Source organism: Paenibacillus nuruki (genome assembly GCF_963311185.1).
Classification (GTDB): domain Bacteria; phylum Bacillota; class Bacilli; order Paenibacillales; family Paenibacillaceae; genus Saccharibacillus; species Saccharibacillus nuruki.
Genome location: NZ_OY725677.1, coordinates 691,622 through 714,237 on the forward strand (window position 1 = coordinate 691,622; position 22,616 = coordinate 714,237).

Consider the following 22,616-nt stretch of genomic DNA (forward strand, 5'->3'; position numbering starts at 1 on the left):
TTCATACTTTCTTAATAAAATTTCAATTTATTCATAAATTAGTTTCTTTTTTGTAACCATTTGAGCATACTGGTAGATTGCTTGTCAAGTGTGTCGGACGAAATCTTAATCTATAAAAAGATAACTGATCAATTGCACCGAAGCACAACTGATCAGTCAGTAATATCAAGAAAAGTTTGATTTAAGAAGTCGATTGATGATCGGAAAGACCGTCTGAATCTGCACGATTAAAAGGCTGAGTGCGATAATCATCTTTGTACAATCCAATCGTTGGGAAAATGGTATTCAAGTCTGGGAATTTCTCTAGAATCTTCGCATTTTTGGTACGTAGATCCAGTGTAGCTAGGTTATAAAATCCAGCTTTGGATGTGCTACTCACAGTAGTATTCCCTACGGCTGTCACATCACCTTTTTTCGGTAATTTCACTTGTCCATCTGCACCTACAATAACGTTATGATTGAGCTTGCTGCCGTTTGGATATTGCGGATTCCATTTCTTGCTTAATACGCTACTCCATAGATTGCCTTGCAGTCCGTATTTTTCAGCAAGTTGTTCACCGTATTTTTTCCAAGTTCCGGTTAAAGGTTGTAGTTCACGTAGACGATTTGCATTGTCGCTATTTAGTCCATAATCGAGTTGATTGGAACGGTCATTAATTTCAAGCGATTGGACATCAATTAATAGATTGTTCGTCGCTACATTATGATGACCATTTTCAAATAGGAAAGCACGGGAAGTATCTTGAATAATATTATACTGATACGTATTCCCACTGCTACCGCTGTCTGCATAGAATCCATTGGAGCGCTTGTTATTGTGAATAAAGTTATATCGTAATACATTGCCATACGAAGACCAATCTTGAGCGGTATAGAAAGCTCCTGTATCGCCTTCAATCAGAGATGTATTATGAACTTCATTGTATTCTAGCAACAGCTTATTGCTAAATACATAACGAACAGCATCTTTGGGAACATCATGTAGCAAATTATGATCTACCCGCACACCGACTGAATCTCGAATAATAATCGCTTCAAGATGAATCAGCTTACCGATATGATGAATATGATTATTGGTAATGCGAGTATTTGCAGACGATAAGGTAGACCGATCACCTGCACTATTCAGACTGATTCCGAAGCTAGCTGTATCATAAATATCGTTACTGCGGAATGTATTATGATGACCATCTACGTCTAAGATACCGCCATTTACATCATGAATTTTGTTGCCTGCTATCGTTATATGATGACTTCGTTTCATTTCAAAACCATTGCCCATATTATTCTGTATCGTAAATCCTTTAAATTGCACATAAGATGTACCATCCATACTGACAATCGGTGAATCTTGATCGCCAATCACGGTCTGCAATTTATGAATGTCAGAAGGTGGATAGTAGTAAATTTTGCCGTCTTTAAAATCAAGCGCCCATTCTCCGGGCGTATCAATTTCTTCTAATAGATTAAGCGCTCGGAACTCTTCAGAGCCATCACCGACACGATAAGTAGAAGGTGTACTACTGTTATCATTTTGCTCATTCGTTGTTCTCGATATAGCAGAAGGAGACACGAGAGCACTGAATTTAGAACCCATACCGCCTTGAGGGGTATCGAGAAGCTTGATCGTTTTTTGAGCAGGATCAATTTGACTGATCTGGATACTGGCTGGACTCCATAGTGTACGCCAGAAACCTTGTAAGTAGATCGCATGTCCTTGTTGAATCGCATTTTGCCAGCGCTTGGAACGATTAGTACCATCTTCATCCAGAATATTAACACTAGACGAACCGGGCTTTTGATAATAAAAAGATTGAGCATTATAGACACTTTGAGCAATCGCCCAACCTGCACGTTGTCCACCAGCGACTTCTGTAGTATTCGGCCAGCGGGAAATAGGTTGCATTTGATTATTTGCAAATAAGTTCAGGATACCCCATTTTTCTGTAAACGAAGTACCACCTTCAAATCCATTAATATGCTTAAATCCTAATTTGCGTACATCCAATTCTACTAACTGCTTGGGATCAATCTTCGGATGAACTCTAGCTTGAGCTTCTTGACTGAGTGGTTGCCAGTCCGTTACTGTTTTGCCTGTAGATAACGTTACTTGTTCTCCAGTGTACGTGCGATATGTAATTGGAGAACTGGCTGTTCCTGAATCTTTTTGATCCAGTTGTAAGCTAGAATCCATCAGATAATTTCCTTGCTTCACCCAGACCGTTATGCCTCCTTGAGGAAGCTTGCCCTGATAGGCACGAATCTTTTTCTGAGCTTGTTTTAAAGTCGCATAAGGACTGTTCTTGCTACCATTTCCAGTCTGATCATTCCCTGTTTTGGCGACATAGATATTCATTCCAGACTCCTTCACAGCACCGCTACTTAACGGATACGAATCGTTTTTCGTATGAAAACTGTAGTATAGTACTCCTAGTAACAAAGCGAATAAAGCGAGCCCCAAAAGGATCATTCGCGAGTTTGATGCTTTCAAGCGACCACCTCCTTATATTATATGCTTGGGTATAGATTGAGTTGGCATTAGTATAGGTAGAACAAAGGACTACTGTCAAACAGCACTTGGTTTGAGCAATACACTCATGGTAATAAAAAAGTAATGTTTACCAAACCAAATAGCTTACCTTTCTTATCCATAGGCTATGTTACAGTAGAAAGAACTATACCATACGCTCGTGTTGTACCTTAGATGTAAGTATACTAAATAATTAACTACCTTAGAAAGGTGGAACAATAATGGAAGAAAAAGAAAAAGTATATCATACTGCTGTTGAAGTCACGTTGGAAGTGATCGGTGGTAAATGGAAACCCGTGATCTTATTCCATCTTACATTTGGTAAAAAACGCACCAGTGAACTTAAAAAGTTAATTCCAGCGATTACGCAAAAAATGCTAACCCAGCAATTACGTGAATTAGAAGAAGCAGGCACCGTATTGCGAACTTCTTATCATGTTGTGCCACCCAAAGTTGAATATGAATTAACCCCATACGGAACGACTCTAACAGAGTTACTTCATATAATGTGCAAATGGGGAGAAGTGCATGTGAATAAACACTATGGCGATCAAGCGCGTATTTTATCGTCTCCTCCTCAAGTGATGTAAATCAATAAAAGCCGAACCTTTGTCTTACCTAAGGTCGGCTTTTGTTGATATATCGATACAAACGACAGAAGATCAGGCGATAATCTTACGCTTGCGGAAATCCTCAAAAATAGTGATAAACATTTCTTCGGTATCGACATACTCATGAAAGCCAAGACGACGTGCTTTACTACCGTCTGCAAAAAAATCATAATCCCACGAAAATACAAAATCACCAAAAGCCCATGAAGACACCTCTGCATAAGTATATGCTGTTAATCCATACTTACTAACGATCGAATCCCACAGAGCTTCTTTATCTTTCATCATATCGTTTAAGTTCATCGACAAAGGCGGAGCCGTTTCCATATCAAAATAATGAGCAATCTTAGGCCATAAGGATTCCCAGCGAAATACATCTCCGTTATTGATATTCAGCGCCTGATTAGCACATGCAGGCGTTGTTGCTGCCCATACCGTTGCTTTGGCGAGTAAGCCTGCATCAGTCATTTCTAAAATGCTATGGTAAGCTCCTCGCTTGCCAGGGAAGCGCAAAGGGATTTGCAGTTCTTTAGAAATCGTCGCATAGATCGCAATCACCATAGCTAGATTCATCGGATTACCTACTGAAAATCCGCATACTACAGAAGGTCGAAGAGCAGACCATGTCCAATCTTTACCTTGTTGTTGATGCACTAGATAATCCTGTTGTGCCATATTGAATTCAGGTGGCATCGGCTTCGCATCTGTTTCACGGGCAGGGGTTGGAAATGCACCCAGATGGGCACCGTATACTTTGTAGCCTTGCATCAGACTGATATGTTCAAGTTGAGGAGAAGTGGCTTCTACACTTTCTACAATATGAATCAGCATATTCAGATTAGGTTCTACTAATTCTGCCCATGTTGGACGATCTTGATAAGCCGCATAAAAAATATGTGTGGTCGTGGGAAATGATGCTAAAACATGTTCAACTTCGCTTCGCTGTAAAAGGTCTACCGATACATAAGTCACACGATCTGTTGAAATACCGCCTCTACGGGATAACCCTATAATATCCCAATCAGGGAGTGTAATTAAGTGGTCAATCAGGTTACTACCTATAACTCCGTTGGCTCCAACAACCAGAGCGACTTTACGAGAATGATTGATCGATGTATTCATCTTGAGCTCTCCTTTAATCATGATAGGTTACATGATTAGCTTGCAGCATAATAGAAGAGATGAGAAGTACGCACTTTGAAGTGCGATAGGTACTTCAAAGTGCTCTAGCAGTATAAAAGCACACAGAGAAGGCAGTCAAAATGCCCATTCTGTGTGCTTTGGATACATGATAGTAGTGAGTAGAAAAGAAAGATTTATACTGTTTCTTCCCATATTTTTGCTTGATATTCTTTTACTTGCTCTTCAGATGGTTTTGGATACACATTGCGGAAAGGATGGTGCTTCGCGTCAATGACTTCCACCATTTTGTCGATCATATCTTGAGGATCGAACTGTTGAGCTAGCATTTTTTCACCTTTTAACAAATCAGCACGTTTGGTGAAGTTGGTTTTCTCATCATACCATTTCTCTTTTTGTTCAAACATATTATCGTTAAATCCTGTTTTGTAAGGGCCAGGATTGATTGTAGCGACTTGAATTCCGAACTCTTTCAGTTCTTCTTTAAGCGCTTGAGCCATCGCTTCTACAGCATGTTTGGAAGCGCAATATGCACCAAGATAAGGAGTCACACTTAGTCCAGCGATAGAGCTGACAAAAATGATTTTACCTTTCTTTTTAGCGACAAATTGGCGAGCGACAATCTGTACCATTTCTAATGAGTTAAAAACGTTGGTATCGAAAATTTGACGGATATTATCGACTGGAATCTCAGCAAGTGGACCACCTTCACCAATACCTGCATTCGCTACATATACGTCAAAATCATATTTTTCCAATTGAATACGATCAAGTGGTTTATTTACATCTAATTTGAGTACTTCAATATCGAGTCCTTGAGCTTTGGCTTCTTCTCGAAGCTCTGTCACTTGAGGAATAATTTCTACGGAAGCAATCACTTTATGTCCTTTTTTGGCAAGACCTAATGCAGCACCTTTACCAAGTCCACTACCAGCACCTGTAATAAAAATTGTTTTTTTACCTAACATGATGAATTCCTCCTGTATGTTCTGTATCGTCTTCGTGTCGTTCGGATTCATAGTGCATTTACCCGTTCGCTTGGATAACTAATCAAATAGGTTCATGTCATGCACAAGTATAGCTGGAGCTAAACACAACAAAAAACCGAACTTCTTTACAAAAGAAGTTCGGCTGTATGCTAGCCATTTAACTTAGTGATTGGTGAATCCGCCTGTCTCTGCACGAGTTACCACACGGATACGGTACATATCTTGTTGCAATCCGATTTGAGGGAAAATACTATTCAAATTCGGGAATTTCTCAAGAATTTGTCTGTTGTTAGTACGCAAGTCCATTTGACCGTAATTGAAGAAGCTTGCATCTGCTACTTTAGACAGAATATTATTTTTTTCAACAGTGATATTTCCAAGTTTGGGTTTGATAATACTATTGACTTGAACGAATGCATTATCTACTAATTTGGAACCATTAGAGTACTCTGGATGCCAGTTAGCATTCAGGATATCTGTCCACAAATTATCCGTGTATCCGTAACGTGTTTTGAGCTCACTTGCAAAGCCTGCCCAGACACCGGATGAAGGATTTTTAGCACGCAATCCATCTGCAAAGCTACTGCCGACTCCATAACTTTTCGTCATAATCGCATTTGCTACCACATCAGTTGTGAGTACATCACTACGATTTTCGATCTGTACTTTGGAAGAAGCAACCACGACATTGTTACGACCAATATTATGATGACCGTTAAATTGGAATGCACGATCAGAGCCTTGAATAATATTGTTGTAGAAGTTATCGCCTGCATCGCCGCCATCCACATAGAATCCGTTGGCACGTACATTGTTATGAATAAAGTTGTAACGAAGATCATTTCCGTATGAAGTCCAGTCTTGAGCTGTATAGAAAGCTCCTGTATCACTTTCAACTAGAGCAGCATTATGAATTTCATTAAATTCAAACGTTAGATTTGTACTGCTTACATAACGAATACCATCTTTGGGAACATCATGGATCAAGTTATGATCGACCCATACATTATTGGAATCCCGTACGATAATACCTGCAAGGTGAGAAAGTAGACCAGTATGATGAATATGATTATTGGTTACACGTGTATTGGATTTGGTAAATGTCGTTGTGCGATCACCTGCATAACCAAGACTTATTCCGAATTCACCTGTATCGTAAATATCATTACTTTTGATCAAATTGTAACTGCCATAGTAATCGACAATACCGCCACCACTTACGTTTAAGATCGTATTACCTGCAATTGTAATATGGTGCGTTTTTTGCATTTCAATCCCGTTACTCATGCTATCTTCTAATTGGAAGCCTAGCAATTGAAGGTAGGACGTCGCATACATTTTGATGATAGGTGTAGCATTATCAGCGATTTCTACATCTTTTGTTTTGATATCGCCATCAGGGTAGTAGTATACTTTGCCATCTTTGAAATCAAGTGCCCATTCGCCAGGAACATCAATCTCATCTAGATAGTTCACTGCACGCCATTCTTCTGTTCCATCACCTGTACGGTAGACAGGGTTAGAGTTAGCAATATCTTTACTCCATTTGGAACCCATACCGCCTGTAGGTGTATCTAACAAAGAAATACTGCCTTCTGCATTATCAATACTTTGTACTTTGCTTGTTACCGGGCTCCAGACTGTTCTCCAGAAGCCTTGAAGGTATAGAGCATGTCCTGCATTCACAGAAGCAGCCCAACGCTCGGAACGATTGGTTCCATCTGCATTTAATTCATCATCAGTCTTACCATCTGTTGGGATTCCATTTTCACCGTAGTAAAAAGATTTAGCATCTGCGGAACCGTTAGCTGTTGTCCAACCAGCCCGTTTGGAACCAGCCATTTCGCCTGGATTCGGCCATTGTGAGATCGGTTGACGTTCATGATCGACAATCAGATCAATAATGCCCCATTTATCGGAGAATGAATTGCCTCCAGGAAAGCTGTTAATATTGGTAAGCCCTAAAGCTTTTACATCCAGTTCAACTAGCTTGCTTGCACTAACTTTTGGATTAACTCTGGATTGTGCTTCACTATTTAAAGGTTTCCAAAGTGTAGGATCAACAGATGTACCGTTAGAAAGAATAACTTTCTCTCCAGGATAGGTACGATAAACGATTGATTTACCAGGTGCTCCAGAATCAGAAGCATTCATATCCATTGTAGAAGTGAATTTGTATGTGCCGCCCTTGACCCATACTGTAATTCCTCCAACAGGTAAAACTCCTTTTTTAGCACGAATCGCATTTCTAGCTTCGATCAGTGTTTTGAAGGGAGCATCTTTTGTCCCTGTTCCAGCAGTTGCTACAGAACCATCTACATAGATATTGAGACCTGTATTGGTCGTTGCTCCACTACTTAGGGTAACAACAGTTCCATTTACGGTACGATCTGCAAAAGCGGAACTTGGTGATAACAAAGTACTTACAACTAGTGTAGTTATCACCATTAACATGGCTAACGGTGTCTTTCTGAACATTATAAAACATCCTTTCATACTGTAATATGGTTTACCTATAGTTGTATTAGAATTGGATATTTGGTTTTATAATTATCGAATTAGGCTCACTAGTTACTTTGTCGGATACTTTTGCCCATTTTGTAATGGTTATAGATAAATTTGGTTAATTTAAGTGAAAAATCGACTTTTTTTGATAAAAGAGGGGATAATTAAGATATTTAGTTACTAATTATCCCCGGAATAAAAGTTATTTTTATGAATCATTAGTAGGAGGAGTAAAAGGGGTAGACCTACTGTATTCATAAAAAGTTCACAATAATATGGAAATTCCTATTCATTTTAATGATTACTCATTCCGCCTGATGCTGATCTAGAAACGACTTGCACTCTATACTCATCTTGAGATAATCCGATCTGTGGGAAAATCGTATTTAAATCTGTAAATTTGCTCAGAATACTTGCATTATTGGTACGATAATCCATTGTATTAGCATTATAAAATTGAGCATCCGCGATCGTATTTAGAATCACATTGTTCGCTACAGTAAAAGATCCTTTTTTAGGTGTAGTGACTGCGCCTGTTTGTACAAATACATTATTGGAAATCGAAGAACCGTTTGGATATTCTGGATGCCATTCAGGGTTAAGAATATCTGCCCATAGATTAGTAGTGTAGCCATAAGTTGCTTTCAAATCTTTACCGTACTGTAGCCATGCGCCAGAAGTTGGATTTTTGCTAATCAAATTCTGAGCATACGTGCTTGTAGCCGTATATCCACGTGTAATACCACGATCATCAATTTGTCCTGCTGCTCTAGAAGCGATAATCAGGTTATTTTGCGCTAGATTATCGTGTCCACCGCCCATGATAAAAGCGATTTGAGATTGTTGAATAATATTTTTGCTGACAATATCACCGCTATCTCCATCATCAAAATAGAATCCATGAGACCGTTTGTTATGATGAATAAAGTTATAACGGAGTACATTTCCATAAGAAGTCCAGTCTTGTGGTGTGTAAAAAGCACCAGAATCACTTTCAACTAAAGACGTATTATGAATTTCGTTATACTCAAACAACAGGTTGTTATCTGAAGTATACTTAACTGCCGCTTTGGGTGTATCATGAATAAGATTATGATCGACTTTAATCCCTACAGATTCGCGTATCACGATACCTTCAAGACTAATCAATGTGCCGATATTTGAAATATGATTGTTATTGATTCTAGAATTGGATGCTGTCAAAGTAGTACGATCTCCTGAGTACCCCATAGAGATACCGGCAGCTCCAATTTCAAATACATCATTACTTTGGATCAGATTGTTATTGCCGTAGTAATCAACAATACCTGTGCCTGTTACATAACAGACTGTATTTCCAGCAAGCTTCATATGATGAGAACGTTGCATCTCGATGCCGTTACCCATACCACCTTCAACCGTAAATCCAAGCCATTGAATATAAGAAGCGTCACTCATTTTGATAATAGATGCTTTGTTATCCGATAAGGTAATCATCTGTTTAGTAAGATCACCTGTAGGATAGTAATAAATTTTGCCGTCTTTAAAATCAAGTGCCCATTCCCCAGGAACATCGATTTCATCTAAATAATTAATAGCTTTCCATTCTTCTTTCCCTGTGCCGACTCTATAGCTCACACTTGTATCTGGAATAAAAGGTTCATCGTTAGCCAATCCATAGACACTAGCAGTCACATTGAAGAGGTTCACATTAGCACTTGGAACAGAAAATGCTGGAGTATATACATCTTTTTGTACTGAAGTAGAAGACATTAGATTAGGACGATAAACATCCATACTGACCGTTGAACTTTTGAGTGTGTTGGTTGTAACAACCGTTTTGCTAAATTTATCGCCCATACCGCCACTTGGAATATCGTATAGAGAAATAATATGATCGTTAGGGTAGATAGCGCCTACTTTACTCGTTACAGGGCTCCATGCTGTTCTCCAGAATCCTTTGAGATACAGATCATGCCCTTTAGCCATGGAAGCTTTCCAGCGCTGAATACGATTGGTACCGTCTTGATTGACTTCATCGTCTGTAATTCCGTTCTCTGGAATACCGCCTTCACCATAATAAAAGGATTTGGAGTCTGCGGATCCATTCATAGTGACCCAACCTGCACGATTTGATGCGATGTTTTGATTTTCATTCGGCCATTGAGAGATCGGTTGTCTAATACCATCTACAATCAGATCAACAATACCCCATTGTTCTGTAAATGTTGTACCTCCTGCAAAGCCAGCAATATTCTGTATATTGAGCGAAGCTACATCTAGCTCGCGTAGTTTACTTGGTTGAATAGAAGGATTAACACGTGCCGCTGCATCTGCACTTAAAGGTTGCCATGATGTAGGATCAATGCCTTTACCTGTTGTTAAGGTAACCGTCTCTCCCGGGTACGTGCGATAAATAACAGGTTTATCGGGTGTTCCTGAATCTTGAGCATTGAGATCGAATGTTGTGGCTAGATTATATGTTCCGCCTTTGACCCAGACGGTAACACCACCTGCTGGTAAATTGCCTTTGTAAGCACGAATCGTTGATCTAGCTTTGAATAATGATTTGAAAGGTGCTAATTTAGTGCCTGTCCCTGTTGTATCATTACCTGTTGGATCGACGTATAGATTAACGTTAGTTGCAACCGTGTTACCACTACTAAGCATTTGATTTGTTGCAGCATAACTGGTTTGCCCTGTTGGTAGAAGAGTAATCATAAGACTCAGTGAAAGTATCCATGCTACCCATTTCGTAGTTGTTACCATTATATTTTCCTCCTAAATATCCTGAATGCTATTGTTATCAAATAAATGATGAACGAATAGATGTACTCTAAGATGGCTAACTGTAGCTGTTTTCTTATAATTGAGTAGGGTTATTAGGTCAGATATAGTATTGGATTAATCCGTGATCTCAACTTTCGATATACTCGTATTAGAAAGAAGATCAAGGAAAGCAAAATGTAATGAAGTAGGGATAACGTAAACAAGTAGGTTAGGTAGTAGAATAAAGAGTGGGAAGAAGTAGAAGAGATAGATAGAAGAATAAATTGAAAGTGTTGGTGTTTCTTTAGCCACCCTCAGTATAGTATATGTTCCAACAACTGATAACCGCCTTAATGTCTCATTCTTGAAGGTATCTATTGCGATAGAAAATCAAATTATATTAGTATGTCCTTCCTATTCAGTCAGCAAGCAATAGCCCCGATAGCTATATAGGACATAAGAAAATAGCCAAAAGTCTCAGATCAATGTCTGAAGCTTTTGGCTATTTGGATTGAGAAGGTATTCTTTTAACCTAAATAGGATCTATCAATCAGAAGAGGAGGTAGAGATAACATCTCCTTTTTGCAATCCAATCTGTGGATAAATGGTATTGATATTTGGAAAGATAGCCAAAATCGTAGGATTTTGAGTGTAGAATCCATTTGTTGTATTCGGATTCAGTCCAGCCGATTGAGTATTTGTGATTCTTGGGTTGTTTTGGATAATAACAGCCCCTTTTTTAGGAATAACCAGTGTACCCGATTGAACAATAGCATTATCTTTGAAATGAGTTCCATTCGGGTATTCAGGATGCCATTTTGGATTCAACATGTTTTTCCATAGATTCGTATCATATCCATACGTATCTGCCAACACACGACCATACTCTTTCCAAGGCCCGGTAGAAGGGTTCTTAGCAATTAATTGTTCTGCATGAGTACTGTCTGCTGTATATTTGCGTGCAATACCGCGATCATCAATCTGAATACCAGATGTGGCATTAATAATCAGATTGCCTGTAGCTCGATTATGATGACCTCCGCCAAACAGAAATGCTTTGGATACTCCTGAGACAATATTGTTGGTAAATGTATCTCCGCTATCCCCGTCATCTGCATAGAATCCATTTGCCCGCGGGCTATCATGTACATAGTTATAACGTAATACATTACCGTATGAAGTCCAATCTTGAGCGGTATAGAAAGCTCCTGCATCTCCATCTTCAAGCGAGATATGATGAAGCTCATTATATTCGAAAAGCAGATCATTATTATACACATAGCGTATACCATGCTTAGGCACATCATGGATTAGATTATGATTGATCGTCATTCCGATCGACTGTGTAATAATTAATCCTTCCAAAGCAATCAGTGTACCTGTGTTATGAATATGATTGTTGGTGATCCATGAATCAGCAGGGGTCAATGTATCTCGATTCCCTGCATATCCAATACTGATCCCAAAACTTCCTGTTTCATAGATGGTATTATTTTGTATCCGATTGTCATGACCATAATAATCGAGAATTCCACCACCACCGATATTACGAATCGTATTGTTATCCAGTGAAATATGATGAGAACTTTGCATCTCGATACCGTTATTTAAGCCACCTTCAATCGTCAGACCGACAAAGTTCAGATACGAAGCATTATTTAATTTGATAATAGGGCCTGTACGATCGGCAATAATAATATTCTGTTTGTTGATATCGCCATCAGGATAATAATAGATTTTCTGATCTTTAAAATCCAAAGCCCATTCTCCCGGCGCATCAATCTCATCCAACAGGTTCAGTGCTTGCCATTCTTCGGTTCCTGTTCCCACCCGATACACTTGATATGTAACAGAAGTAGCAGTTAGCAACGGCTCAGGAAACAGGGACGCATGATAAACGTCATCGGTTACATAGACATCTTGCGTAACATACGTATCCCCGTGAATAGTTACAGGAGACTGAGCTGGCAGGGGAGTAGAGATAGTTGTAGATGTAGTTGTCCCTGTCCCTGTAGAATCAGCTACAGGAGCATCTTTACTCCATTTGGAACCCATTCCGCCTTCTGGGATATCAACTAGACGAATCGTATGACGTGTATTATCAATACTTTCTACTTTGCTAGTAACAGGGTCAAAATCAGTACGCCAGAATCCTTTGAGATACAGATCATGACCTTGTTCGATAGATCGTTGCCAGCGTGCAGTACGATCGGTCTGATCGGCATTCACTTCATCTGTGGTTATTCCATCTTTCGGTTGTCCACCTTCACCGTAATAAAAAGATTGAGGATCAGCCGAACCATTCATCGTTACCCAGCCCACCCGATTTTTGCCTATTTTTTGCTGAGGATTAGGCCATTGAGAGATCGGTTCTCGTACGCCATCTACAATCAGATCGACAATACCCCATTCTTTTGTAAACGAAGTCCCTCCCGGGAACCCAGACGTATTTTTGAGTCCTAACGATTGTACATCCAATTCGACTAATTGATCAGCATAGACCGCCGGATGAACACGAGCTGCCGCTTCAGAATTAAGCGGTTTCCAACGCGTGGGATCAATTGTTTTGGCAGTCGTAATCACCGCTTGTTCATTAGGATAGTTGCGATATGTCACTGGTCTGTCGGCTGTACCTGAATCCAGTTCATTTAATTCTAAGGTAGAAGACAATTCATATTCGCCTTCTCGCAACCAGATTGTTGTTCCGCCAGCCGGTCGTTCAGCATACGTATCCCGCAAAACAGAGCGAACTTTGGGAAGGGTACGATAAGGAGCCTGTAGAGTCCCTGATCCTAAGAAGTCACTACCTTTAGGAGACACATATACATTTTGAGTCACTGTAGACAGATTGGACAGAGTCGATTCGCTGTTAGATGCAGAACTTTCTTCCGCAGTGACAGGTACCGAGTAGATAAACGAACTTAGAGGCATCAAAAATACAGTCAATAACATCAGATTTTTAGACCATTTTTGGTACAGTACAGTCTTTAAATTCATTAGTTCTCTCCTTTTATCTATCTATTTTGTTGCTTATTATAAATGGTATATCACTAGATTACATGTGCCGATAGGGTTAAACCGTTCGTTTGCAAAGTCTCATTTATGCACTGAAAATGGCGAGTGATGTAGATTAAGCGAAGAAAAAGTCGGGACGAATTTGTAGTTATTTAGTATATAAATCACTTTGAAAAGAAGGAAATGTATAAAAAAATCCGGTTACTTTTCTCCTATTAAGAGATCTGGCAACCGGATATTTACGTATCATTAAAGTAAAAACATAGGAATAATCATGATCAGTCGATAGATTAAGCTCGATCCAAAATGGTACGATAGGTAGAATGATTCATGCCTTTTACCAATTTAATGAGCAATTCTTTGGCAGCATCATAATCATCGGTATGAATAATCGAAGATGAAGTATGGATATACCGTCCGCAAATACCGATAATAGCTGAAGGTACACCTGTTCCGCTGACATGAACTTGACCTGCATCTGTACCACCAGCAGAAATGAAATACTGTACTGGAATCTGGTGTGTACTTGCAGTATCTTGAATATATTCAACTATACCCCGGTGAGTAAACATAGTTGGATCATAAATACGTAATAATGCACCTTTACCCAAATGACCGAATGCATTGCGATCGCCTGTCATATCGTTAGCCGCACTACAGTCAAGTCCGAAAAATAGATCTGGTTGAATCAATTGTGCAGCAGTACGTGCACCACGTAATCCCAATTCTTCTTGCACAGTTGCGCCAGAATACAAAGTCCCACCAAGCTTCTCTCCATGAAGAGCTTGTAATAATTCAATCGCTAGACCGACTCCATAGCGATTATCCCAAGCTTTTGCCATAATTTTTTTGGGATTAGCCATTGGTGTAAATTCACAGATCGGTACAATTTGCAGTCCTGGACGTAACCCCATTTGTTCTGCTTCTGCACGATCATCAGCACCAATATCAATATACATGGATTTGATATCTACAGGTTTGTTACGTTGTTCCGGGCTAAGTAAGTGAGTAGGGGTAGATCCAACAACTCCCACGATAGGGCCTTGATCGGTAATAATATGTAGACGTTGAGCAAGCACGACTTGACTGAACCATCCGCCTAACGGTTGAAAACGGATAAGACCTTGATCAGTGATGCCTGTTGTCATAAATCCAACTTCATCAAAATGACCAGCGACCATCATTTTAGGGCCATTTTCATCACCACGCATAACACCAAATAGACTACCTAATCGATCTTGTACAAATTCGTCGGTATACGGTTCCATTTTTTCTTTAACGAATTGACGAAGTTCTCTTTCAAACCCTGATACTGCGGGGAATTCGGTTAATTGTTTAAACATCTGAAGCGTCTGCTTATCCATTGACGTAGGTCACTCCTTAACAGTGTTATTCTTTGATACAGTATGAACTTCATGTCGAAAAATGTCCAATCATTCGCGCTGACTTCAAATTGTAATCAGCTATTGAAGTGACTCTGACTTATCGTTCATGTACAATATAACTATATACACATTTTCAACAAAGTTAGAGTCATTACATCATTATATAAGAATATGAACCAGAAGTAGGAGGTTTTATATATATGTCGGCACGCAAAGAATCTATGGAAGTCATTGCAGCTGTAAGATCCAATCTAGAATCCTGTATATTAGGCAAATCATTTGAAATCGAATTGTTGCTTACCGCTTTGCTTGCTGGAGGACATGTACTCATAGAAGATGTCCCGGGAACAGGTAAAACACAAATGATCAAAGCGCTTGCTAAATCAATGAGTGGTCAATATCGTCGTATTCAATGTAATCCCGATATTTTGCCAAGTGATATCACAGGTGTTTCTATTTTTCATCCTCGGGATGAGCAGTTTTATTTCCGTCCAGGTCCAGTAATGACGAACATTCTACTTGCGGATGAAATTAATCGTGCAACGACCAAGACACAATCTGCTTTATTAGAAGTTATGGAAGAGCGCAGTGTCACTGTAGATGGAGAGACTCATCCATTGCCTCATCCTTTTATGTTATGTGCTACACAGAATCCGATTGATTTCGAAGGAACATACATGTTGCCTGAAGCTCAATTGGATCGTTTTATGATGAAAATTACACTAGGGTATCCAGATGAGCAGACTGAACGCAATTTGCTTCGTCATGGTGCTGCCGGACAACCAGTGGATCGCTTAGAACCTGTTACAGATATGCAACATATCGCTGATATTCAACAAGAGATTCGTAAGATTCATTTGGATGAATCGGTAAGTGATTATTTAGTAAGTGTGGTTCGCCATACACGTGAACATGGATCGGTATTACTTGGAGCCAGTCCACGTGCAACATTATCCTTTATGATGGCTGTCAAAGCCTATGCATTTATACAGAATCGTGATTATGTACTCCCTGATGATGTGAAGAAGTTAGCTCCTTATGTTATTCCACATCGTATACTTCCACGTCCAGAAGCACGGATGGAGCGCATGAGTTCTGAACGAATTGTAGCGCAGATTTTGGAGCAAATTCATGCTCCTGTATCTATGGGACAATAAGTATGAGAGCCTTATTTTCATACTTGCGTCTGAATTTGCAGTGGAAACGCCAACCGTCTAAATTATGGTTGGTGTTTATGGTATGGATTGGATGTTTATTTTATGTGCTTTTTCAAGGTGGTAAAACATCGGTCATGCTATTTGTGATGGTTTCTTTGCTGTCGCTATATTTAATTGGCGGTGGCTTTCGTGGTGTTGGACGCGCTCATGGTCAGCGCCATTTATCGACAGCAGGGGAACAAGGAGAAATGATATTGGCAGGTGATCAAGTACAGGTACGTCTGGATGTGACGATTCCTGGATTTCTGCCATTACCATATGTGATTATTCGTGAAACGCTTAAGCGTCACAATGGTGAATCGTGGTCTTTTGAAGAAAGTCTGATTCCAAGTATGCGGGGCAAAGGTGAACTACTATTTCAGACCCCTCCATTAGAGCGAGGACGTTACCGCTTTTATGGCACCGAATGTATCAGTGAAGATATTTTTGGATTAATCGAAAATAAAGGGCGATTTACAGCGTCCGGTGAATTTTTAGTATTACCACGAATTGCTTTTATTCCGAACTGGCAAATGGGATCACGGTATTCTAGACTTGGAGGTCAACAGACCTCGCAATTGATGTCCCGTCCGGAAACGAATCAGATTAATGGTGTACGTGATTATGTATATGGTGACCGAATTTCAAGAATTCACTGGTCTGCTACCGCTCGTACAGGCAATTGGAAGTCAAAAGAATTTGAACATGAATCATTACCCAAAACTGTACTGGTACTTGATGCGATCGCTGATCATTATGAATCAGATGAAGCTTTTGAATTAGCAGTATCCACGACGGCATCAATGCTTGATTATGGGGTACGGGAACGAATGGGAATGGGTTTATTTACAACCGGTCAGAATAGCGGAGTATTCTTGCCATCCGATCATGTAGGGGAACGTCAAAGAATGCGTCTACACCTTGTCGATGTGATGGCAGATGGTAAAGGACGTTTATTAGATAAACTTGAAGATCATGCGCGTATGTTTCCAGCAGGTACTTTATTTATTTTGATTACGCCTTTAATGAATGAAAAAGTATGGGAGATTTTTCAATTTGCTCGTATTCGTCAAATGACTCCTCTTCAATTTTTAATTAACCCTACGATGCAAAAAAATAAAGAAGCTGTAATCAACTGGTCACAATCTGCTCATGCACGCGGAGTATCTTGTTATCCAATCTCTTCATTAGAGCAATTGCCAGCTGTGTTAGGAGGTGGAGCGATTTGAAAAAATGGTGGGATGGAATAAGTCGCTCTTGGTATTATTCGTTATCTTTAGTATGGGTTTTTATTATTGCGCTACAATGGATTAATTATGCCAATGGAGTCTGGTATCAAGAAACGACACCGCTTGTTCTGGCGACGATGGCTGTGGTGGCTATTATTGATATTTTGATACCGCTCAAAATGATCTATCGTCTAGTGATCAAATTATTTGCTGTACTGGGTGCAGTCTATTATGTACTCAGTCATTATGGATTTTATAGCTGGCAAGAAGGCTCACTCACCGATAATGTAGAAACATTTACTCAGACTGTCTCGCCTTACTTGTGGTTTGTGTTATCGGCATGGGTGTTGATCGAAGTCTCTGCTCGAATCGGTTCTTCACGTAGAGCCATTATTATGTTTGTCGGTACGAATATTGCGGCGTTGTCGATTTTGGATTCTTTTACAACCTCGATGATGTGGGAAGAAGTCGCATGGGTTGTTTTTGCAGGAATGGGTTGGCTGGTAAGTAATCATTTTCGTTATTTTCAGCAACGATTCCCCAAAGGATGGAAACATTTACGTAGATATCCGCTCAAAATCATTTTTAATATTGCTGTTATTTTCTCCATCATTTTACTGGTAGGTGTCAATGTACCGGAAGTTCAACCTACACTTAAAGATCCATATACAGCATGGAAAAATTGGCGTGGTGAAGCTGTTATTACGATCAATGGTTCTAATCCTTTAAATGGACAAGGTGCTTCTTCTGGATATAGTCGTGAAGATTCCAATCTAGGTGGCGGTTTTAATTTTGACTATACACCGGTGATGACAGTCAGCACTACCAGTCGTAGTTACTGGCGGGGCGAGACACGATTAGTCTATTCAGGCGAAGGTTGGATCGATCGCTCTAGTAATGGTTGGAGTGAACTGCAATCGGTCGAAGCAGGTACCGAGCTTCCACTGGATGAATCGTCAGATGTAGAAAAGAAAACCGTTAAGCAACAAGTAAAAATGTTATCTGAAGATAATGTGACATATCCTGTATTATTTGGTGCTTATACGATAGGAAGAGTAACCGATGTCGATGGCGGGTCAGATACGTCACAACTGGATTGGCGTAGTAACCCGGGCGAAGTGCACTGGAGCCCTACACGTCAGAATCGTAAATTCCCAGAATCGTATTCACTGGTTTCCAGAGTGCCGATCGTACCTGTCAAAGAATTGGAAAAGAAAACATTTAATCAACTCTATGCCGATAAATCGTTAGATCGGTATCTACAAGTTCCTTCGGAATTGCCTGATCGTGTGCGTAATCTAGCCAAAGAAGTAACCGCATCAGGAGATACGCCTTACGAGAAAGTAGAGTTATTACAACAATATTTGCAAAACAATTTTGCATATACCAACAATCCTGATTTGTCGAAGAAAAAAAGCCGTGATTTTGTAGATAGCTTTTTATTTGAAGTCAAAGAAGGGTATTGTGATTATTATTCTACAGCGATGGTGATGATGGCACGTTCATTAGATATCCCTGCACGTTGGGTTAAAGGGTATGCACCCGGGCAAGCGTCCGGTTATGTAACCAGTGATTATTTCCCAGATGGTGCTACAGAATATACAGTAACTAATGCAGATGCACATTCATGGGCAGAGATTTATTTTGCTGATTATGGATGGGTTCCGATTGAAGCCACACCAGGATTTGATATGCCGATGATTACAGAGGCTGTTCAGACACCAGCAGATGATACACCAACACCTGAGCCAGAGGAAGAAGAACAGACACCAGAGGAAGAAGAAACGCAAGCACCGGTACAAAACAATGAGCCTGCTGTACCTGCTGCTGTGATCTGGATAGCAAGTGGTGTGATTGCTGCTTGGGCAATCGTGATGTTGATTCGCTACCGTCGTGAACTGAGCTTTATGATTATGCGTATGCGTCAAGGTGAAGCTTTGACACCGCAACAAAAAATGATGGCTGAATCCAAACGCTGGTTCGCCTGGATGAAACGCCATGGAATGGATCGTCGTCCTCATGAAACATTGCGTGAATCGGTGATCCGATGGGAAGAGGTACGTCCAGATTTAGCGATACATTTAACCCCATTACTTGAATTGTTTGAAAAAGCCAAATACAGTCCGAATCAGATTACAGAGGAAGAGTGGACAACAATGCAACACCATCTACAAAACTTGCGAAAAAGATGGCGCAAAACGTCCACAAAGTAGTATAATAATGGATGGCTGAACGATTGTTCAAAACGTTGGACAAACTATTTATAAATCCTACAAAAAACGCCGCTTATGCGGCGTTTCTTTTTGTCAGATAGGTTACACTTATGATATAGTTTGTCGTATGAAACCGAGGTGAATAAAGCTTGTTTGAGATGCTCGTACCCAAGTTGCGCGTGAATACTGTATTTGATATTGATCTAGAAGCAATGTATGCCAAAGGTTATCGTGGAATCATTACAGATTTAGACAACACACTCGTTGGTGCTAAAGCGCCAAATGCGACACCGGAATTGATCGAATGGTTTGCTAAAGTAAAAAAATACGGCTTCGAGCTGATTATTGTCTCGAATAACAATATGAGCAGGGTATCCTTATTTGCTACACCACTGGATATCAAATTTGTGCATGCGGCACGCAAGCCGTCCAATGCACCATTTCGCAAAGCAATGACGCTGATGAAATGGAGCGAAGAACAGACTATTGTTATCGGTGACCAATTGTTAACAGATGTATATGGTGGGAACAGACTGGGTTTATTTACAATTCTAGTCTTACCTATCGCTGCTGCTGATGAAGGTTGGAGAACCAAAGTTAACCGTCAGGTCGAACGGTTTGCAAGAAAACGACTGCGTAGAAAAGGACTATGGTCCGAGGAGGAAAAGAATAAATGACAGAACAAAGCGGTCTTACCGCGGGTGCGAAATGTAGTGGATGCGGTATTGCTCTACAGATGGACGCGCCTGAATTACCAGGATATTTGCCAGCACAAGCACTAGAAAGAACACCTCTAGTCTGCCAGCGCTGTTTCCGTATCCGCAATTATAATGAATCGTCGACAGTAACGGTAGATCAGAGCGAATTCTTGCGATTGCTCAGTGAAGTGGGCACAAAGGATGCACTGGTTATCCATATTGTCGACTTGTTCGATTTTCAGGGTAGCGTGATCTCAGGATTGCAACGTTTTGTAGGAAATAATCCTGTGATTCTAGCTGTAAACAAAATCGATTTGTTGCCTAAAGTAACCAACTGGAACAAATTGCGTAATTGGGTACAAAAAGAAGCGAAAGAAATCGGACTCAAAACCGAGGAAATCATTCTTTGTAGTGCCAAACAAAATACAGGGTTTGAACGTATTTTGGAAGTGGTTGGCGAGATGCGTGGTAACCGTGATGTGTACGTGGTCGGTGCAACGAATGTAGGTAAATCTACATTGATCAATCGTCTGATCTCAGATTATAGTGATCTGGAAGAAGAATTAACCACTTCGCGCTATCCGGGAACAACACTGGATACCGTCAATATTCCATTAGATGATGGACATTTTATTATTGATACACCAGGAATTGTATACGAATCTCGTTATACAGAATTGGTGACCAAGCAAGATTTGGCTGCGATTATGCCGGACAAACCACTCAAACCGATGGTATACCAATTAAATGAAGGTCAGACGCTATTTTTCGGAGCGATGGCACGATTTGATTACCTTGAAGGTGGTCGTCAATCATTTACTTGCTTCATTAATAATGGTCTCAAAATCCATCGTACCAAGTTGGAACGTGCAGATGACTTATTTGCAGATCATGCAGGAGTTATGCTTGCACCACCAACCAAAGAACATTTAGCTGATTTGCCAGAATGGACACGTCATGAATTCCGTGTTCCACGCGGTTCACAATATGATCTATTTATTTCAGGCTTGGGTTGGATCAAAGTTAACGGTGACACAGGCGCATTAGCTGCTATTCATTTGCCTAAAGGTGTCAAAGTAATGATGCGTCCATCATTGATCTAATCGAAGACCCATCTTATTCACAGGAGGATGTACATCATGACAGACCGGAAAAATGATTTATCACATCATACGCTTTTATTAGGGGTTATGGGAGATCCAATCGGACACTCGAAGTCACCAGCTATGCATAATATTGCGTTAGAAGCATCAGGAATTCCGGGGATGTATGTTCCTTTACATGTGAAACCAGAACAACTTGCAGAAGCTGTAGCAGGCACCAAAGCGCTAGGCTTCAGCGGATTCAATGTAACGATTCCTCATAAAGTAGAAATGCTGAAGTTGATGGATGAGCTTGATGAATCTGCGGTATGTTGTGGTGCTGTGAATACAGTGGTTATTCAAGATGGTAAATTAAAAGGATATAATACCGATGGTATCGGTTATGTCCGTTCATTAAAAGAAGAATTGAATAGTGAGTTATCCGGTAAGCACATTACGATTCTAGGTGCAGGTGGTGCTGCACGTGGAGTGGTCTATGCTTTGTTGCGAGAACAACCTGCAAGTGTAACGGTTATTAATCGTACAGTAGACAAGGCTGAACAGCTAGCAACAGAGTTCAGTCATGACACTTTACAAGTACAAAGTGGCAGTTATGATACACTCGATAAAGTTCTTGCACAGACCGATATACTTATTAATACCACTTCGATCGGCATGTCACCGAATAGTGACGAGACTCCACTAGAGCAGTCACGCATTCCAGAAGGAATTATTGTCAGTGATTTGATCTACAATCCGTTAGAAACACGTTTTCTACGCGAAGCTAAAAGTCGTGGTTGTACGGTAGTTGGCGGACTCGGTATGTTTGTATATCAAGGAGCATATGCCTATGAATATTGGACAGGGCAACCTGCGCCGGTATCTGTCATGCGTAGTGCTTTACTTGAAGCGATGAATCATCAAAAAGAATAGGTATTGAAGGAGAAATATATGTTAACAGGAAAACAAAAACGCTTTTTGCGTTCACAAGCACATCATTTAGATGCGATTTTTCAAATCGGTAAAGGCGGTATGAATGACGGGATCGTTCGTCATGTACTGGATGCGATTGAAACGCGCGAATTGATGAAAATCTCAGTATTAAACAACTGTCTAGAAGAGCCAAAAGATTTGGCTGAAGAATTAGCAAAAAGTACAAAATCCGAGTTGGTACAAGTGATTGGACGTACGATTATTTTGTACAAAGAATCCAAAGACCACAAACAAATTGAATTACCAAAAGCTTAATTGATCTTATTTCTATTATAAAATCGT

General features: G+C 40.1%; 15 protein-coding genes. 8 read left to right on the plus strand and 7 right to left on the minus strand.

The window, feature by feature from the left end; all coding sequences use genetic code 11:
* Window positions 1-181: 181 nt before the first annotated feature.
* Window positions 182-2,491, minus strand: coding sequence for a right-handed parallel beta-helix repeat-containing protein (locus RCP16_RS03175; RefSeq protein ID WP_308641662.1), 2,310 nt, complete (start codon window positions 2,489-2,491; stop codon window positions 182-184).
* 260 nt (window positions 2,492-2,751) lie between these two features.
* Between RCP16_RS03175 and RCP16_RS03180 the strand changes: the two genes are divergently transcribed.
* On the plus strand, window positions 2,752-3,120 hold the full coding sequence (locus RCP16_RS03180; RefSeq protein ID WP_308641663.1) for a winged helix-turn-helix transcriptional regulator: 369 nt from the start codon (window positions 2,752-2,754) through the stop codon (window positions 3,118-3,120).
* 72 nt (window positions 3,121-3,192) lie between these two features.
* Here RCP16_RS03180 and RCP16_RS03185 read toward each other — a convergent pair whose 3' ends face one another.
* The 6 genes from RCP16_RS03185 to RCP16_RS03210 all read right to left on the minus strand — a co-directional run bounded on the left by RCP16_RS03185 (window position 3,193) and on the right by RCP16_RS03210 (window position 14,902).
* Window positions 3,193-4,263, minus strand: a complete 1,071-nt coding sequence (locus RCP16_RS03185) for an SDR family oxidoreductase (RefSeq protein WP_308641664.1) — start codon at window positions 4,261-4,263, stop codon at window positions 3,193-3,195.
* Window positions 4,264-4,457: 194 nt separating this feature from the next.
* Window positions 4,458-5,249 (minus strand): SDR family oxidoreductase, encoded by a 792-nt coding sequence (locus RCP16_RS03190; RefSeq protein WP_069329880.1) that lies wholly within the window; start codon window positions 5,247-5,249, stop codon window positions 4,458-4,460.
* A 183-nt stretch (window positions 5,250-5,432) separates the two neighbouring features.
* The gene (locus tag RCP16_RS03195; RefSeq protein WP_069329879.1) at window positions 5,433-7,748 is read right to left on the minus strand and encodes a right-handed parallel beta-helix repeat-containing protein; all 2,316 of its coding nucleotides are present in this window, start codon (window positions 7,746-7,748) and stop codon (window positions 5,433-5,435) included.
* 321 nt (window positions 7,749-8,069) lie between these two features.
* On the minus strand, window positions 8,070-10,523 hold the full coding sequence (locus RCP16_RS03200; protein WP_308641665.1) for a right-handed parallel beta-helix repeat-containing protein: 2,454 nt from the start codon (window positions 10,521-10,523) through the stop codon (window positions 8,070-8,072).
* Window positions 10,524-11,069: 546 nt separating this feature from the next.
* Window positions 11,070-13,520: a right-handed parallel beta-helix repeat-containing protein gene (locus RCP16_RS03205; protein ID WP_308641666.1), complete on the minus strand. Its 2,451-nt coding sequence runs from the start codon at window positions 13,518-13,520 to the stop codon at window positions 11,070-11,072.
* Window positions 13,521-13,828: 308 nt separating this feature from the next.
* A complete protein-coding gene (locus RCP16_RS03210) occupies window positions 13,829-14,902 on the minus strand; it encodes a M42 family metallopeptidase (protein ID WP_069329876.1) in 1,074 nt (357 codons plus the stop codon).
* A gap of 221 nt (window positions 14,903-15,123) precedes the next feature.
* Here RCP16_RS03210 and RCP16_RS03215 point away from each other — a divergent pair, with 221 nt between their 5' ends.
* The 7 genes from RCP16_RS03215 to yhbY all read left to right on the plus strand — a co-directional run bounded on the left by RCP16_RS03215 (window position 15,124) and on the right by yhbY (window position 22,589).
* Complete coding sequence (locus RCP16_RS03215; RefSeq protein WP_069329875.1) at window positions 15,124-16,080, plus strand: AAA family ATPase; 957 nt, start codon at window positions 15,124-15,126, stop codon at window positions 16,078-16,080.
* A 2-nt stretch (window positions 16,081-16,082) separates the two neighbouring features.
* Entirely contained in the window at window positions 16,083-17,348 is a 1,266-nt protein-coding gene (locus RCP16_RS03220) for a DUF58 domain-containing protein (RefSeq protein ID WP_137220800.1), read from the plus strand.
* Window positions 17,345-19,561, plus strand: a complete 2,217-nt coding sequence (locus RCP16_RS03225) for a DUF4129 domain-containing transglutaminase family protein (RefSeq protein WP_308641667.1) — start codon at window positions 17,345-17,347, stop codon at window positions 19,559-19,561. Before RCP16_RS03220 ends, RCP16_RS03225 begins: the two co-directional genes overlap by 4 nt.
* Window positions 19,562-19,710: 149 nt before the next feature.
* Window positions 19,711-20,238, plus strand: coding sequence for a YqeG family HAD IIIA-type phosphatase (locus tag RCP16_RS03230; RefSeq protein WP_069329872.1), 528 nt, complete (start codon window positions 19,711-19,713; stop codon window positions 20,236-20,238).
* Window positions 20,235-21,362 (plus strand): ribosome biogenesis GTPase YqeH, encoded by a 1,128-nt coding sequence (gene yqeH, locus RCP16_RS03235; protein WP_069329871.1) that lies wholly within the window; start codon window positions 20,235-20,237, stop codon window positions 21,360-21,362. Before RCP16_RS03230 ends, yqeH begins: the two co-directional genes overlap by 4 nt.
* Window positions 21,363-21,398: 36 nt before the next feature.
* Complete coding sequence (aroE, locus tag RCP16_RS03240; protein ID WP_069329870.1) at window positions 21,399-22,274, plus strand: shikimate dehydrogenase; 876 nt, start codon at window positions 21,399-21,401, stop codon at window positions 22,272-22,274.
* Window positions 22,275-22,292: 18 nt separating this feature from the next.
* Window positions 22,293-22,589 carry a ribosome assembly RNA-binding protein YhbY gene (gene yhbY / locus RCP16_RS03245; RefSeq protein WP_069329869.1) on the plus strand — a complete coding sequence of 99 codons (297 nt, stop codon included), beginning with the start codon at window positions 22,293-22,295 and terminating at the stop codon, window positions 22,587-22,589.
* The last annotated feature ends 27 nt before the right edge of the window (window positions 22,590-22,616 follow it).